Source organism: Superficieibacter sp., from assembly GCF_032071645.1.
Lineage (GTDB): Bacteria > Pseudomonadota > Gammaproteobacteria > Enterobacterales > Enterobacteriaceae > Superficieibacter.
The window spans coordinates 110,073-125,080 of record NZ_DAMAPU010000002.1 but is presented as its reverse complement, the minus strand read 5'-3'; the positions used below and the strand labels follow the sequence as shown (position 1 = coordinate 125,080).

Sequence of the window (15,008 nt, the reverse complement as noted above, 5' to 3'; positions counted from 1 at the left end):
GAAATTATTAATCAGTTTCACGCGCAGCAATTTCCCGTAATTGCACAGATGACAAAATCGTCACCGGCTCCGCGTTTTCTGCCAGCGCTTCGCGCAGTAAAGCCCGCGCAACGTCTTTCGCTTCGATCGATTTCAGGTTGCCCGGCAGCAGCCTGAAGATTGGCGCGAGCAGCGATTCATTTATCCGGTGCTTCTCGCGATCGCCCAGTAGCATTGACGGACGGGCGATCGTCAGGCGCGGCCACCGCTGGGCGATCAGCGCCTCTTCCATCTTGCCCTTTACCCGGTTATAGAAAAAGGGCGAGGCGGTGCTGGCCCCCATCGCGCTGACCACCAGCATGTGCGTGGCACCCAGCCGCTGCCCGGTGAGCGCGGTATCTATCACCAGCGTATAATCTGCATGAATGAAAGCCTCTTTTGTACCCGCTTCCCGACGGGTGGTGCCGAGACAGCAAAAAACGATATCCAGCGGCCCGGTCACCTGCGCCAGCGCATCGGTGAGCTGCGGATCAACCGGATTAAACACCCCGGAGATATCGTTGAGCGGACGTCGCGTTGGCGCAGCAATACCCGTAATGCGCGGTTCCTGAATTAACATCCGCAATAACCGATCGCCCACCAGCCCGGTCGCGCCGGTGATTAAAACCTGACTCATGATCTTCTCCCCTCGTTATGCAGATTTGTCCGTGTTGCATTCTCGCGGGTCTGCACCACACTTAAACGTCTACGGTAAGTATTTACCAATTGCCAGCACAACGGAGGAAACATGGGCAAGAAAATAGCGGTCCTGATCACCGACGAGTTCGAAGATTCAGAATTCACCTCTCCGGCAGAGGCTTACAAAAAAGCCGGGCATGAGGTGATTACGATTGAAAAAGAAGCCGGTAAAACGGTGAAGGGCAAGCAGGGCGAAGCTAACGTCAAGATTGATAAAAGCATTGATGAGGTCAGCCCGGCAGAGTTTGATGCGCTGTTGTTGCCTGGCGGACATTCACCCGATTCACTGCGCGGCGATGAGCGCTTTGTCACCTTTACCCGCGATTTCGTTAACAGCGGCAAGCCGGTATTCGCCATCTGCCATGGGCCACAGCTGTTGATCAGCGCCGAAGTGGTGCGCGGCCGTAAACTGACGGCGGTGAAGCCTATCGTCATCGACGTGAAAAACGCCGGAGCGGAATTCTTCGATCAGGAAGTGGTGGTGGACAACGACCAACTGGTCACCAGCCGGACGCCGGACGATCTGCCCGCCTTTAACCGCGAAGCGCTACGCCTGCTCGGAGCCTGACGCACGCTGCCAGTGATGTTTTTTGCCGAAACCTAAAGTGTTATCGGTGAACTTCAGCTCGTCAGGGCGGATCTCCCAGACAGGCGCAGACATCGCTCTGGCAACCGGAAAGCGATGGTTATAGCGTGCGCGCATGACCTCGCTTTCCTCCCCTTCAAGCCTGCGGATCTCTCCTTTAAACTGCACGCCCCGAATCAAGGCCACGGTTTTCGGCTGACCGTTAACCGTTCCGGCAACCTGCGCGCGCGCCCCTGACATTTGCGCATGGCGGGTGGTATCTTCAGTCAGCAGATAAAACACGACGTTTTGCGGATCGTAAATATAGAAGGCGTTCGCGCACCACAGTTCATCATTACGGGCGACGCACCAGGTGATGACATGCTGCTTTGCCAGCCAGCGGCTGATGACGGCAAGCGTTTCCATCCGACCTCTCCCTTATGTTATGGTGCGCTCACCTTAACATACAGACTGCGAACCGTGTGCTGGTATCTCTATCTTATCCGAATGGAAAATAACGCGCTTTACACCGGGATTACTACCGATGTTGAGCGGCGTTTTGTACAGCATCAGACGGGAAAAGGGGCGAAAGCGCTGCGCGGCAAAGGTGAGCTGACGCTGGCCTTTTTTGCTGCCGCAGGCGAGCGCTCGCAGGCGTTGCGCCTTGAATATCGGGTAAAACAGCTGACGAAGCGCCAGAAAGAGCGCCTCGTTGCCGGAGAGATCCTGTTAACCAGCCTGCTTAAAAGCGATTAAAGTGCTCGTGATACTCCACCAGCCCATGAACGTTGTCGAGGGCGTTGTCCGCCAGACGATGAACCTGAAACGCGGCTTCGCATCCCGGCCAGCGGCAGCGCAGGTCGTAACGGGCGCAGGTTTCAAATCCCAGACGGCTGTAGAACGCCGGATCGCCCAGCGCCACCACGGCGGCGTAGCCAAATTCATTGAGCGAATCCAGCCCTTCGTACACCAGTTGACGTGCCAGTCCCTGGCCCCGCCAGGCTTCATCCACCGCCAGCGGTGCCAGCCCGACCCACTGCAAATCTTCGCCTTCAACATCTACCGGGCTGAAGGCCACGTAACCGACGATCTGTCCTTCGTCATCGGTCGCCACCAGTCCCAGCGTTAGCAAGCCGTCTTCACGCAGATCGTGAATCAGACTGGCTTCGGCATCGCGGTTAAAGGAACGGCGCAGCAGGGCGTCAATCCCTGGCGCATCGATTGGAATTTCAACGCGAATCAGCATGGCTCACCTACTACTCTGTTTGTGTTTTCCGGCGGCGTTTTAAGCCCCGCCTCAACAAAGTCTGCCAGTTGCAGCAGCACGATCCGCAACGCTTTTGGCATCTGCTCCAGCTCAATGGCATCCATCAGGTTTTTTACGTATAGCCCAAGCTCGGTGTCGCCTTCAATCACCAGCCGACGCTGGAAAAACAGCGTATCGGGATCCTGGCGGCGCGCAACGATCATCAGGAGATCGCTGGCATCCGCGCTGAAGCTGACGTCCGCCTGCGCCGAATCACTGACGATCAGACGCTCATTCGCAACGGAGGTGTACCATCTGAGGCCGATATCGCGCACCTCAATGCTCAGCCAGCGACCGTCGAGGAACTCCAGCTCCCCGTCTGCCAGCGCCTGGCGGAATTGCCAGCTAAGGACCTGCTCCAGAACCTGACGCTTCAGGGCAAAGGGCGTCAGCTTCACGGGCACACTCATCAGAGACGGGCCAAGGTGAACCAGGCGTGAACGCAGTTTATCCAACACGAGCTTTACTCCCTCATTTCAATGATTCAACCATTCTGCCATATCAGATAAACGACATGGTGGCGTAAATCAACAATTACGTTATGCAGACGTTATTATTGGAGTCATCAATACGCGATTAACTGCCTCAAATCAAAAATTGTCGCGGTCAGGTTAATTAAACTCCCAGTTCGTTAACAATTTGCGCTCCATTGGGGCGCAACGTTCAGGAAATTTTATGGAGCTTCTCTGTCCCGCTGGCAATCTCCCGGCGCTTAAAGCGGCTATTGAGAACGGCGCTGACGCTGTATATATCGGGCTAAAAGATGACACCAACGCCCGTCATTTTGCCGGTCTTAACTTTACCGAGAAAAAATTACAGGAAGCCGTCAGCTTTGTGCATCAGCATCGCCGTAAGCTGCACATCGCCATTAATACTTTTGCCCACCCGGATGGTTATGCCCGCTGGCAGCGGGCGGTGGATATGGCTGCACAGCTGGGTGCCGATGCGCTAATCCTCGCCGATCTCGCCATGCTTGAGTATGCCGCAGAACGTTATCCACATATTGAGCGCCATGTCTCAGTCCAGGCGTCAGCCACTAATGAAGAGGCGATCCGTTTCTATCACCGTCATTTTGACGTAGCCCGGGTGGTGCTGCCACGCGTGCTGTCCATTCATCAGGTCAAACAGCTTGCCCGCGTCACGCCGGTTCCGCTGGAGGTGTTTGCCTTTGGCAGCCTGTGCATCATGGCGGAAGGCCGCTGCTATCTCTCGTCTTACTTAACCGGGGAATCACCTAATACGGTAGGTGCCTGCTCCCCTGCCCGCTTTGTACGCTGGCAGCAAACGCCGCAGGGCCTGGAATCACGCCTGAATGAAGTGCTGATTGATCGCTATCAGGACGGTGAAAACGCGGGCTACCCGACGCTGTGCAAGGGGCGCTATCTGGTGGATGGCGAGCGCTATCACGCGCTGGAGGAGCCGACCAGCCTTAATACGCTGGAACTGCTGCCGGAACTGCTGGCGGCCAATATCGCCTCGGTAAAAATTGAGGGACGCCAGCGTAGCCCGGCTTACGTCAGCCAGGTGGCGAAAGTCTGGCGGCAGGCTATCGACCGCTGCATGGCTTCGCCGCAGGATTTTGTCCCGCAACGCGCATGGATGGACACGCTCGGCGCAATGTCCGAAGGCACCCAGACCACGCTTGGCGCGTACCACCGTAAATGGCAGTAGGAAATCACATGAAATATTCACTGGGACCGGTGCTGTATTACTGGTCAAAAGAGACGCTGGAAGAGTTCTACCAGCAGGCCGCCACCAGCAGCGCGGATACGGTCTATCTGGGCGAAGCGGTGTGCAGCAAGCGCCGGGCCACCAAAGTGGGCGACTGGCTGGATATGGCTAAAGCGCTGGCGGGCAGCGGCAAACAGGTGGTGCTTTCCACCCTCGCGCTGGTCCAGGCCTCATCAGAGCTGAACGAACTGAAGCGCTATGTCGATAACGGCGATTTTTTACTGGAAGCCAGCGATCTCGGCGTGGTCAATCTGTGCGCAGAGCGCAAACTGCCGTTTGTTGCCGGGCACGCGCTTAATTGCTACAACGCGGTAACGCTGCGCCTGCTGTTAAAACAGGGGATGGTGCGCTGGTGTATGCCGGTGGAACTGTCCCGCGACTGGCTGATCAATCTGCTTGGTCAGTGCGACGAGCTGGGCATTCGTCAGCAGTTTGAAGTGGAGGTGCTCAGCTACGGTCATCTGCCGCTGGCGTACTCTGCACGCTGCTTTACCGCGCGCTCGGAGGATCGCCCGAAGGACGAGTGCGAAACCTGTTGCATCAAGTACCCTAACGGGCGCAGCGTGCTGTCGCAGGAAAATCAGCAGGTGTTTGTGCTTAACGGCATTCAGACCATGAGCGGCTATGTTTATAACCTCGGCAATGAGCTGACCTCAATGCAGGGGCTGGTAGATATGGTGCGTCTGTCGCCGCTGGGCACAGAGACGTTTGCCATGCTGGACGCCTTCCGCGCCAATGAAACCGGGGCCGCGCCGCTGCCGCTTACCGCCCACAGCGACTGTAACGGCTACTGGAAACGGCTGGCGGGACTGGAACTGGCGTAAAAAAGCTCACTTTGTTAACAACTATAATTAAATCTTAATGCAGTATTAAAAGATTAACGGGTAACAAAGTGAGCCGCTATGACTGATAAACATATTCCTTTTTCGGTGCTGGATCTGGCACCGATCCCGCAAGGCTCCTCTGCCGGAGAAGCCTTCTCTCATTCGCTGGCGCTGGCGCAGTTGGCTGAAAAGCGCGGCTATCATCGCTACTGGCTGGCAGAGCACCATAATATGACCGGGATTGCCAGCGCCGCCACGTCAGTGCTGATTGGCTATCTCGCCGCCAACACCACCACCCTGCATCTGGGATCTGGCGGTGTGATGCTGCCTAACCATTCTCCGCTGGTGATTGCTGAACAGTTCGGCACGCTAAATACGCTGTATCCGGGACGTATTGATTTGGGGCTGGGCCGCGCGCCGGGCAGCGATCAGCGCACAATGATTGCGCTGCGCCGCCATATGAGTGGCGATATTGATAATTTCCCGCGCGATGTGAATGAGCTGGTGGAATGGTTTGACGCCCGCGATCCGAATCCGCACGTCCGCCCGGTTCCGGGCTACGGCGAAAAGATCCCGGTCTGGCTGCTGGGCTCCAGCCTCTACAGTGCGCAGCTCGCCGCCCAGCTTGGCCTGCCGTTCGCTTTCGCATCGCACTTCGCGCCGGATATGCTGTTCCAGGCGTTGCATCTTTATCGCACCCACTTTAAGCCTTCTGCGCGGCTGGAAAAACCGTACGCGATGGTATGCATTAATATCGTCACCGCCGACAGTAACCGCGACGCGGAGTTTCTGTTTACCTCCATGCAGCAGGCGTTTGTGAAGCTGCGCCGGGGCGAGACGGGCCAGCTTCCGCCGCCGATTGAGAACATGGACAGCTTCTGGTCGCCGTCCGAGCAGTACGGTGTGCAGCAGGCGCTGAGCATGTCGCTGGTGGGCGATAAAGCAAAAGTCCGCCACGGCCTGCAATCTATCCTGCGAGAAACCGAGGCGGATGAAATTATGGTTAACGGACAGATTTTCGATCATCAGGCGCGACTGCATTCGTTCGACCTGGCGATGGAGGTCAAAGAAGAGCTGTTTAGCTGATTTTATAGCGCCGGTTTTCGACCTCCACGGTGGGAGGTCGGCGGTTTTTTCCTGCAGTTGCTGGCGGTCGGCGATGATAAAGCGACCGCCAGAGCCTGTCTGGCAAAGATTTTCGGCTTACTGGTATACCGGCAGTAGATTAAAGCTCGATAAAATATGTACCAGCGCGTTGCCAATGCCAAAGACCAGAATTAACACAATCATTGGCTTGCCGCCCCAGACGCGGAATGTTGGGCTGCCGAAGCGTTTACGCGAGGCGTTCGCCAGCAATGCAGGAACAATTGCTGCCCAGATGGTTGCCGCCAGACCCGCATAGCCAATGGCATAGAGAAAACCGTTCGGCCACAGCAGGCCGCCAATAACGGGCGGGGTAAAGGTCAGCAGCGCGGTTTTAAACCGTCCGGATGCAGAGTCATCAAAGCCAAACAGATCTGCCAGGTAATCAAACAGTCCCAGCGTGACGCCGAGGAAGGAGCTGGCCACCGCGAAGTTGGAGAAAATAACCAGCAGCAGATCCAGACTGCGGCTGTTCAGCACGCCGCTTAATGCCCCGACCAGCACATCAATATTGCCGCCCTTTGCGGCGATATCAATAAACTGCGGGCGCGGGATGTTGCCCATCGTCCCCAGCAGCCAGATGATATAAAGCGCCAGCGCCAGCAGCGTGCCGTAAATCAGGCACTTCGCAATCGTGCGCGGATCTTTACCGTAATACTTCATCAGACTCGGCACGTTGCCATGATAACCAAACGAGGCCAGGCAGAACGGCAGCGTCATCAGCAGATACGGGCTGTAGGAAGCATGGCTTTCGGCAACGTTAAACAGCGTGGCGGGTTCAACATGCCCCAGCAGGCTGCCGAAAGTCAGGAAGAACGTAATGACCTTCGCGCCCAGCACAATCGCCGTCATGCGGCTGACCGCGCGAGTGGAGAGCCACACCACAAACGCCACCAGCAGCGCGAAAGCAAAACCGGCCGCCCGTGCCGGAACATTCAGCGACATCTCCGCAAAGGTGTGATGCAAAATCGAACCGCTGGCGGAGATATAAGCGTAGGTCAGAATATAAAGTACAAAGGCGATGGACACGCCGTTGACCAGATTCCAGCCTTTGCCGAGCAGGTCTTTGGTCAGGGTATCGAAGCTCGCGCCGATGCGATAGTTAAGGTTGGCCTCAAGGATCATCAGCCCGGAATGCAGCATACAAAACCAGGTAAAGACCAGCGCCGCCAGCGACCAGAAGAACCACGCGCCGGACATGACTACCGGCAGAGAGAACATTCCCGCGCCAATAATTGTGCCGCCGATGATCACCACGCCGCTGAACAGCGAAGGTGTCGATTGTGTGGTAATAAGCGTAGCCATCTGGTTTTTTCTCCGTTAAAAATTACTACTCCTGGTGAAGTGTGTTGCACTGTACCAGTACATGAGTACAAATGGAATAAAAAAAGCCCCGATTGTTCAGACCGGGGCTGTACAGATTACTTTACATAATCAGCGTTGATTATGCATCGCCACCGAAACGACGACGGCTGGAAGACTCGTCACGGCGCGGTGCAGAATCATCACGACGCGGAGCGCGCGCCTGACCTTCACGACGCTCGCCGCTAAAACGACGACCTTCAGGACGGGCCGCACCTTCACGACGCTCGCCACCGAAGCTACGACCTTCACCGCGACCGCCTTCACGACGTTCGCCGCTAAAGCGACCACCGCCACGACGCTCACCACCGGTATGCGGTTGCGCATCGCCGAGCAGCTGCATGTTCATCGGCTTGTTCAGGATGCGGGTGCGCGTAAAGTGCTGTAATACGTCGCCCGGCATACCTTTCGGCAGCTCGATAGTGGAGTGGGAAGCAAACAGCTTAATGTTGCCGATGTAACGGCTGCTGATGTCGCCTTCGTTAGCAATCGCGCCAACGATATGACGCACTTCAACGCCGTCATCACGACCCACTTCAATGCGGTAAAGCTGCATATCGCCAGCGTCACGACGTTCACGACGCGGACGATCTTCGCCACTACGTTCTGGGCGCGGGCCACGATCGTTACGATCGCCACGCGGAGCGCGATCATCACGGTCACGGAATTCGCGCTTAGGACGCATCGGAGCATCCGGCGGAACGATCAGAGTACGTTCGCCCTGCGCCATTTTCAGCAGCGCAGCAGCCAGCGTTTCAAGATCCAGCTCTTCGCCTTCAGCGGTCGGCTGGATTTTCGCCAGCAGCGCACGGTACTGATCCAGATCGCTGCTTTCAAGCTGCTGCTGAACTTTGGCAGCAAATTTTTCCAGACGGCGTTTACCCAGCAGATCGGCGTTCGGCAGTTCGACTTCCGGGATGGTCAGCTTCATGGTGCGTTCGATGTTGCGCAGCAGACGACGTTCGCGGTTTTCAACGAACAGCAGCGCGCGGCCAGCACGACCGGCACGACCAGTACGGCCGATACGGTGAACGTAAGACTCGGAGTCCATCGGGATGTCGTAGTTAACGACCAGGCTGATACGCTCAACGTCCAGGCCACGGGCCGCAACGTCGGTCGCGATCAGAATGTCCAGACGACCGTCTTTCAGGCGCTCCAGAGTCTGCTCACGCAGGGCCTGGTTCATGTCACCGTTCAGCGCAGCGCTGTTATAGCCGCTACGCTCCAGCGCTTCAGCCACTTCCAGGGTCGCATTTTTGGTGCGAACGAAGATGATCGCCGCATCAAAATCTTCTGCTTCCAGGAAACGCACCAGCGCTTCATTTTTACGCATACCCCAGACAGTCCAGTAGCTCTGGCTGATGTCCGGGCGAGTAGTGACGCTGGACTGAATGCGCACTTCCTGCGGCTCTTTCATAAAGCGGCGGGTAATGCGACGAATCGCTTCGGGCATAGTTGCGGAGAACAGCGCGGTCTGATGTTCAGCCGGGATCTGCGCCATGATAGTTTCAACGTCTTCGATGAAACCCATGCGCAGCATTTCGTCAGCTTCATCCAGTACCAGACCACTCAGGTTGGACAGGTTCAGCGTACCGCGTTTCAGGTGATCCAGCAGACGTCCCGGCGTACCGACAACGATCTGTGGCCCCTGGCGCAGAGCGCGGAGCTGCACGTCATAACGCTGGCCACCGTAAAGGGCTACCACGTTCACGCCGTGCATGTGTTTAGAGAAATCCGTCATTGCTTCAGCAACCTGAACCGCCAGTTCGCGGGTCGGTGCCAGCACCAGAATTTGCGGTGCTTTCAGGTCAGGATCAAGGTTTTGCAGCAGCGGTAAAGAGAACGCTGCGGTTTTGCCGCTACCCGTCTGGGCCATACCCAGAACATCACGACCGCCCAGCAGGTGAGGAATACACTCTGCCTGGATTGGAGATGGTTTTTCGTAACCCAGATCGTTAAGGGCTTCAAGGATAGGAGCCTTAAGCCCCAGATCTGCAAAAGTGGTTTCGAATTCAGCCATGTAGTACAAGTGCCTCGATATTAATGGCGGCCAGTCTACATAACTCATCATGAAAATTTTCAGCAGTTTTCATTGAAAAGTGTGAACCGGCTCAAAGTAGGTGTATTAACGAACAACAACGCCCTCACCCGCTAAGATGATGGCTAGTAAAAAATTACGGGCTGATGTGTGTTCGTCAGCTATTGCTGGTCCGATTCTGCCAGGTTGTCTTGTTCCTGGCCCAGGAGCGATAATTCCAACAATGCGTATCGGTGCTCAACGAAGTTATGTACGTTGTTAGCAACCGCCAGTTTGAACAGTGCCGTAGCGCTGTCCCTGTCCCCCAGACTTAGGTAGTACTTACCTAAATAGAAGTTGGTTTCACTGAGATGCTCAGCGAGCGAGGTGTTATCCGTTGCGTCCGCCTTCAGGCGTTCCATTAACGTTGCTTCGTTAATGTTGCCCAGGTAGAACTCGACAATGTTCCATCCCCATTGTTCTCTGTCCGACTTCTCGAAGCGTTGGTGTAACGCTTCTTTGGCCCGCTTCTCATCAAGCTTCTGCTCGACAAAGTAAAGCCACAGGCTGCGGAAAGGATCGTTGGGATCGTCTTGATAAAACGCCAGCAGATCATCTTGCGCTAACTTGTCGCGACCGCCGTAATACAGGGCGATACCACGATTCAAGTACGCGTAATTGTAAGTTGGATCAAGCTCAAGTACAGAATCAAACGCTTCATAGGCGGCATCATAACTGCCTGCCTGCGTTAAATATATGCCTAAGTAATTGAATACTTCAGGCATATCAGGTCTTATTGCCAGCGCTTGTGAAAAATCATTTCGCGCTAAGGCCCTCAGACCGAGACTATCATACAACACTCCGCGCTCATATAAAAGCTGCGCGCGTTCGTCATCGGATAAAGCCCGACTGGCAAGAATTTGTTCCATACGTGCCAGAATCACTTCCTGCTGTAAAGTCGGTTGCAATGGTACTGCGAGGACTTCACTTTTACGCCAGCTGGAGCTGTTGCATCCTGCAAGCGTAAGAGCTGTTGCCACGAAACACCAGCGCAAAAAAGGCTTCATTTCCCACTCCCGAAGACAACAAAAGGATGAACGTCCTGTTCCCCGGTTGCAAACAAGGCGTCCAGCCAGTGAATACGCCCTCTGCCGAAGCAGAGGGCAATGGCAACCTTACTCGCCCTGTTCAGCAGCCGGAGCTTCCGGCGCGCTTGCAGGTGCAGACTGCTCGGTCGCTTCTTTGATGCTCAGACGGATACGGCCCTGGCGATCAACTTCCAGAACTTTCACCGGTACTTCCTGATTCATTTGCAGATAGTCGGTCACTTTCTCAACGCGCTTATCAGCGATCTGCGAGATGTGAACCAGACCTTCTTTACCGCCGCCGATGGCAACAAACGCGCCAAAGTCAACGATACGGGTCACTTTACCATTGTAGATACGACCCACTTCGATTTCTGCCGTGATCTCTTCGATACGACGAATCGCGTGTTTCGCTTTGTCGCCGTCGGTCGCTGCGATTTTCACGGTACCGTCATCTTCGATTTCGATGGTGGTGCCGGTTTCTTCAGTTAGCGCACGGATCACAGAACCGCCTTTACCGATAACGTCTTTGATCTTGTCCGGGTTGATCTTGATGGTGTGGATACGCGGTGCGAATTCAGAGATATCGCCGCGCGGCGCGTTAATCGCCTGTTCCATCACGCCCAGGATGTGCAGACGTGCACCTTTCGCCTGATTCAGCGCAACCTGCATGATCTCTTTGGTGATACCTTCAATTTTGATATCCATCTGCAACGCAGAGATACCGTCGCGGGAACCCGCCACTTTGAAGTCCATGTCGCCAAGGTGATCTTCGTCGCCCAGAATGTCAGACAGCACAACAAAGTTGTCGCCTTCTTTCACCAGACCCATTGCGATACCTGCAACGGCGGCTTTGATCGGTACGCCTGCGTCCATCAGCGCCAGAGAAGCGCCACACACGGAAGCCATTGACGAAGAGCCGTTAGACTCCGTGATTTCAGAAACCACACGCACGGTGTACGGGAATTTATCAGCTTCCGGCATTACAGCCAGCACGCCGCGTTTCGCCAGACGACCGTGACCAATTTCACGACGCTTCGGCGAACCTACCATGCCGGTTTCCCCGACAGAGTACGGAGGGAAGTTGTAGTGGAACAGGAAGGTGTCGGTACGCTCACCCATCAGTTCGTCCAGGGTCTGTGCATCACGCGCGGTACCCAGAGTGGCGGTGACCAGCGCCTGCGTTTCACCACGGGTGAACAGCGCGGAACCGTGAGTACGCGGCAGCACGCCGGTGCGCACGTCCAGACCACGGATCATGTCTTTTTCGCGACCGTCAATACGCGGCTCGCCTGCCAGTACGCGGCTACGAACAACGTTTTTCTCGATAGCGTGCAGGATTTCACCCAGTTCGTTAGCGTCCAGGGATTCATCTTCAGCAACCAGCGCGGCAATAGCGTCAGATTTGATTGCATCAACCTGCGCATAACGTTCTTGCTTGTCGGTGATACGGTAAGCATCGCTCAGACGGGATTCTGCCAGCGCGGCAACGCGTGCATTCAGCGCGTCGTTGACGACTTCCGGCTGCCAGTCCCAGCGCGGTTTGCCCGCTTCTTTTACCAGGTCGTTGATATTCTGGATAACAATCTGCTGCTGCTCGTGGCCGAATACTACCGCACCCAGCATCACGTCTTCGCTCAGCAGTTCGGCTTCGGATTCAACCATCAGAACAGCGGCTTCAGTACCGGCAACAACCAGATCCAGTTTGCTGGTTTTCAGCTCGTCCTGGGTCGGGTTCAGCACGTACTGGTCATTAATGTAACCTACGCGTGCCGCACCGATTGGGCCATTGAACGGGATACCGGACAGGGACAGCGCAGCGGAAGCACCGATCATCGCGACGATGTCAGGGTTAACCTGCGGGTTTACGGAAACTACGGTCGCGATAACCTGAACTTCGTTAACGAAGCCTTCCGGGAATAGCGGGCGAACCGGGCGGTCAATCAGACGCGCGATCAGCGTTTCGCCTTCGCTTGGACGGCCTTCACGACGGAAGAAGCTGCCCGGGATACGACCAGCAGCGTAGGTACGCTCCTGATAGTTTACAGTCAGCGGGAAGAAATCCTGGCCTGGCTTCGCTTTTTTCTGACCAACAACGGTAACAAATACCGCAGTGTCATCCATGCTAACCATAACGGCAGCCGTCGCCTGACGCGCCATCATGCCAGTTTCCAGCGTAACGGTATGCTGACCGTACTGGAATTTACGAACGATCGGATTAAGCAAAATAATATCCTTTCCAATTTTTGACGACACAACGCTGTGCCGCCGTTAACACCCGATCTTCAGCGCATCCTCGCGACTAATGACAACCCTAACCCGCTCTTACGGGTGAAGCCTCTCATTAGCCGCGCGAACCTCTGCGACGGAAGATCATTCATAGCAACAATACATTAGTTTCCAGCGAATTGCTGCGGTCTGGTTGAAAAAAGGGGCCGTAAGGCCCCTTTTCTGAAACTCGCAAGAATTAGCGACGCAGGCCCAGACGCTCGATCAGCGCGGTATAGCGTGCAACATCTTTACGTTTCAGGTAGTCGAGCAGTTTACGACGCTGAGAAACCATGCGCAGCAGACCACGACGGCTGTGGTGATCTTTTTTGTGCTCTGCAAAGTGACCCTGCAGGTGGTTAATCTGTGCGGTCAGCAGTGCAACCTGAACTTCGGTAGAACCGCTGTCGTTAGTACCACGACCAAACTCAGAAACGATTTTAGCTTTAGCTTCAACGCTTAGAGACATTATAGAACTCCAAAATTAAAAGAATGAAAGGGTGCCAATCTCTAATTCAGCGACCCCATAGTTAATGCCCGCTAACTTGTTAAACAATTTACCGGGCATTAAGCGGCGATATTCTACTCGCAGCGCCCTGTTATCGCAAGACGGAGCGGCATCATGCCGGATATTCAACCACCAGACGGCGAGGCGCTACGCGCCCTTCGTCGTCAATTTCGCCCATACCGATAAAGCTGGCATCATCACCTTCCGTGACCCGCACCAGCCCGCTTAGCGGTGCGGCAGAAGCGCGAACAGGCTGCCCCTGCTTAAAATATCCCGCCACGACGGCAGAAATATTCACCTGTGGAAAGTCCGAAGCAGGACTGTCCATCGGCATCAGCAGCGGGTCGAGCAATTGTGCCGCCGGGATCTCCTGCGCTTCGGCCTCTGCGACCAGCTCATGCAAATGCTCCAGCGTCACCATTCGCTCAACCGGATACTTGCTGACCGCCAGACGGCGCAGGAAAGTAACGTGCGCACCACAGCCTAACTTTTCACCGAGATCGTCGATGATTGTGCGGATGTAGGTGCCTTTTGAGCAATGCACTTCCAGTTCAAGCTCGTTCCCTTCATGGCGGATGAAGAGTAGCTCGTAAACGGTGATCGGGCGAGCTTCGCGCGGCACCTCAATGCCTTCACGCGCGTATTCGTACAGTTTACGCCCCTGATACTTAAGCGCGGAGTACATCGACGGGATCTGCTGGATGTCGCCACGGAAGGTTTCCAGCGCGCTCGCCAGTTGGTCAGCGCTAAAGGTGACCGGACGCTCCTGCACGATTTGCCCGTCGGCATCGGAGGTGTCGGTACGCTGACCGAGACGGGCAATAACCCGATAACGCTTGTCAGAGTCCAGCAAGTACTGGGAAAACTTGGTAGCTTCCCCCAGGCAAATCGGCAGCATACCGGTCGCCAGCGGATCCAGCGCGCCCGTATGACCGGCGCGGTTTGCATTATAGATGCGCTTTACTTTTTGCAGCACATCGTTGCTGGACATTCCCTGCGGTTTGTCCAGCAGCAGCACGCCGTGGATATCACGGCCACGACGACGAGGACGACTCATTAGTCCTCCTTGCTGTCATCCGGGTTCACACGACGCTCATCGTCATGTTTTACCACGCTGGTGACCAGGTTCGACATCCGCATCCCTTCGACCAGCGAGTTATCGTAGAAGAAGGTCAGTTCCGGCACGATACGCAGACGCATGGCTTTACCCAGCAGCGAGCGAATAAAACCGGAGGCATCCTGTAACGCTCTGATACCCGCCTTCACAGAGGCTTCGTCCTGATCGTTGAGGAAAGTGACAAAAACTTTTGCATACGCGAGGTCGCGGGACACTTCAACGCCAGAAACGGTGGTCATCATGCCCAGACGTGGATCTTTGATTTCACGTTGCAGAATGATAGCAATCTCTTTTTGCAGCTCCTGGGAAACACGCTGCGGGCGACCAAATTCTTTCGCCATAATAAATTCTCCAGAATAAAGACA

Annotated in this window: 17 protein-coding genes; 5 read left to right on the top strand and 12 right to left on the bottom strand. The window is 55.4% G+C overall.

Features of this window, described 5'->3' with window-relative positions; genetic code table 11:
- Positions 1–7: 7 nt before the first annotated feature.
- The gene (locus RT197_RS04890; RefSeq protein ID WP_312947901.1) at positions 8–655 is read right to left on the bottom strand and encodes an NAD(P)H-binding protein; all 648 of its coding nucleotides are present in this window, start codon (positions 653–655) and stop codon (positions 8–10) included.
- A gap of 111 nt (positions 656–766) precedes the next feature.
- On the opposite strand from RT197_RS04890, the gene RT197_RS04885 reads away from it, so the two are divergent.
- Positions 767–1,285 (top strand): type 1 glutamine amidotransferase domain-containing protein, encoded by a 519-nt coding sequence (locus RT197_RS04885; RefSeq protein WP_312947899.1) that lies wholly within the window; start codon positions 767–769, stop codon positions 1,283–1,285.
- On the opposite strand, the gene RT197_RS04880 is transcribed toward RT197_RS04885, so the two are convergent.
- Positions 1,265–1,708: a YhbP family protein gene (locus tag RT197_RS04880; protein WP_312947896.1), complete on the bottom strand. Its 444-nt coding sequence runs from the start codon at positions 1,706–1,708 to the stop codon at positions 1,265–1,267. The two genes, RT197_RS04885 and RT197_RS04880, sit on opposite strands and share 21 nt — an antisense overlap.
- 54 nt (positions 1,709–1,762) lie before the next feature.
- Here RT197_RS04880 and RT197_RS04875 point away from each other — a divergent pair, with 54 nt between their 5' ends.
- Positions 1,763–2,038 carry a GIY-YIG nuclease family protein gene (locus RT197_RS04875; protein ID WP_312947893.1) on the top strand — a complete coding sequence of 92 codons (276 nt, stop codon included), beginning with the start codon at positions 1,763–1,765 and terminating at the stop codon, positions 2,036–2,038.
- On the opposite strand, the gene RT197_RS04870 is transcribed toward RT197_RS04875, so the two are convergent.
- Both RT197_RS04870 and RT197_RS04865 read right to left on the bottom strand, forming a co-directional pair.
- Complete coding sequence (locus RT197_RS04870; RefSeq protein WP_312947890.1) at positions 2,025–2,528, bottom strand: N-acetyltransferase; 504 nt, start codon at positions 2,526–2,528, stop codon at positions 2,025–2,027. The genes RT197_RS04875 and RT197_RS04870 overlap by 14 nt on opposite strands.
- Positions 2,522–3,046, bottom strand: a complete 525-nt coding sequence (locus RT197_RS04865) for an SCP2 domain-containing protein (protein ID WP_312947889.1) — start codon at positions 3,044–3,046, stop codon at positions 2,522–2,524. The genes RT197_RS04870 and RT197_RS04865 overlap by 7 nt, the downstream gene beginning before the upstream one ends.
- 217 nt (positions 3,047–3,263) lie before the next feature.
- Between RT197_RS04865 and RT197_RS04860 the strand changes: the two genes are divergently transcribed.
- From RT197_RS04860 to RT197_RS04850, 3 genes are all read left to right on the top strand, one after another.
- The gene (locus RT197_RS04860; RefSeq protein WP_312947887.1) at positions 3,264–4,259 is read left to right on the top strand and encodes a peptidase U32 family protein; all 996 of its coding nucleotides are present in this window, start codon (positions 3,264–3,266) and stop codon (positions 4,257–4,259) included.
- Positions 4,260–4,267: 8 nt separating this feature from the next.
- The gene (locus RT197_RS04855; protein ID WP_312947885.1) at positions 4,268–5,143 is read left to right on the top strand and encodes a U32 family peptidase; all 876 of its coding nucleotides are present in this window, start codon (positions 4,268–4,270) and stop codon (positions 5,141–5,143) included.
- Between the two features lie 78 nt (positions 5,144–5,221).
- Positions 5,222–6,229: a luciferase-like monooxygenase gene (locus tag RT197_RS04850; RefSeq protein ID WP_312947884.1), complete on the top strand. Its 1,008-nt coding sequence runs from the start codon at positions 5,222–5,224 to the stop codon at positions 6,227–6,229.
- Between the two features lie 117 nt (positions 6,230–6,346).
- Here the strand turns inward: RT197_RS04850 and mtr are convergent, their stop codons facing one another.
- From mtr to rbfA, 8 genes are all read right to left on the bottom strand, one after another.
- Positions 6,347–7,591, bottom strand: a complete 1,245-nt coding sequence (gene mtr, locus RT197_RS04845) for a tryptophan permease (protein WP_312947880.1) — start codon at positions 7,589–7,591, stop codon at positions 6,347–6,349.
- Positions 7,592–7,730: 139 nt separating this feature from the next.
- On the bottom strand, positions 7,731–9,668 hold the full coding sequence (locus RT197_RS04840; RefSeq protein WP_312947877.1) for a DEAD/DEAH family ATP-dependent RNA helicase: 1,938 nt from the start codon (positions 9,666–9,668) through the stop codon (positions 7,731–7,733).
- Positions 9,661–9,741, bottom strand: coding sequence for a protein YrbN (yrbN, locus tag RT197_RS04835; protein ID WP_312948595.1), 81 nt, complete (start codon positions 9,739–9,741; stop codon positions 9,661–9,663). Before yrbN ends, RT197_RS04840 begins: the two co-directional genes overlap by 8 nt.
- A 106-nt stretch (positions 9,742–9,847) precedes the next feature.
- Positions 9,848–10,732 (bottom strand): lipoprotein NlpI, encoded by an 885-nt coding sequence (nlpI, locus tag RT197_RS04830; RefSeq protein ID WP_312947875.1) that lies wholly within the window; start codon positions 10,730–10,732, stop codon positions 9,848–9,850.
- A 108-nt stretch (positions 10,733–10,840) separates the two neighbouring features.
- Positions 10,841–12,976, bottom strand: a complete 2,136-nt coding sequence (pnp, locus tag RT197_RS04825) for a polyribonucleotide nucleotidyltransferase (RefSeq protein ID WP_312947873.1) — start codon at positions 12,974–12,976, stop codon at positions 10,841–10,843.
- 241 nt (positions 12,977–13,217) lie between these two features.
- Positions 13,218–13,487 (bottom strand): 30S ribosomal protein S15, encoded by a 270-nt coding sequence (gene rpsO / locus RT197_RS04820; protein ID WP_003861789.1) that lies wholly within the window; start codon positions 13,485–13,487, stop codon positions 13,218–13,220.
- A gap of 151 nt (positions 13,488–13,638) precedes the next feature.
- A complete protein-coding gene (truB, locus tag RT197_RS04815; RefSeq protein ID WP_312947871.1) occupies positions 13,639–14,583 on the bottom strand; it encodes a tRNA pseudouridine(55) synthase TruB in 945 nt (314 codons plus the stop codon).
- Positions 14,583–14,984, bottom strand: a complete 402-nt coding sequence (gene rbfA, locus RT197_RS04810; RefSeq protein WP_312947869.1) for a 30S ribosome-binding factor RbfA — start codon at positions 14,982–14,984, stop codon at positions 14,583–14,585. Before rbfA ends, truB begins: the two co-directional genes overlap by 1 nt.
- Positions 14,985–15,008 lie beyond the last annotated feature (24 nt).

Bases quoted from the DNA above. Each gene is read 5' to 3' on its own strand.
- RT197_RS04840 (WP_312947877.1), bottom strand. From the start codon at position 9,668: ATGGCTGAATTCGAAACCACTTTTGCAGATCTGGGGCTTAAGGCTCCT.
- truB (WP_312947871.1), bottom strand. From the start codon at position 14,583: ATGAGTCGTCCTCGTCGTCGTGGCCGTGATATCCACGGCGTGCTGCTG.
- RT197_RS04850 (WP_312947884.1), top strand. From the start codon at position 5,222: ATGACTGATAAACATATTCCTTTTTCGGTGCTGGATCTGGCACCGATC.
- RT197_RS04860 (WP_312947887.1), top strand. From the start codon at position 3,264: ATGGAGCTTCTCTGTCCCGCTGGCAATCTCCCGGCGCTTAAAGCGGCT.
- RT197_RS04870 (WP_312947890.1), bottom strand. From the start codon at position 2,528: ATGCTGATTCGCGTTGAAATTCCAATCGATGCGCCAGGGATTGACGCC.
- RT197_RS04890 (WP_312947901.1), bottom strand. From the start codon at position 655: ATGAGTCAGGTTTTAATCACCGGCGCGACCGGGCTGGTGGGCGATCGG.
- nlpI (WP_312947875.1), bottom strand. From the start codon at position 10,732: ATGAAGCCTTTTTTGCGCTGGTGTTTCGTGGCAACAGCTCTTACGCTT.
- RT197_RS04855 (WP_312947885.1), top strand. From the start codon at position 4,268: ATGAAATATTCACTGGGACCGGTGCTGTATTACTGGTCAAAAGAGACG.
- yrbN (WP_312948595.1), bottom strand. From the start codon at position 9,741: ATGAAAACTGCTGAAAATTTTCATGATGAGTTATGTAGACTGGCCGCC.
- rbfA (WP_312947869.1), bottom strand. From the start codon at position 14,984: ATGGCGAAAGAATTTGGTCGCCCGCAGCGTGTTTCCCAGGAGCTGCAA.
- RT197_RS04880 (WP_312947896.1), bottom strand. From the start codon at position 1,708: ATGGAAACGCTTGCCGTCATCAGCCGCTGGCTGGCAAAGCAGCATGTC.
- rpsO (WP_003861789.1), bottom strand. From the start codon at position 13,487: ATGTCTCTAAGCGTTGAAGCTAAAGCTAAAATCGTTTCTGAGTTTGGT.
- mtr (WP_312947880.1), bottom strand. From the start codon at position 7,591: ATGGCTACGCTTATTACCACACAATCGACACCTTCGCTGTTCAGCGGC.
- RT197_RS04885 (WP_312947899.1), top strand. From the start codon at position 767: ATGGGCAAGAAAATAGCGGTCCTGATCACCGACGAGTTCGAAGATTCA.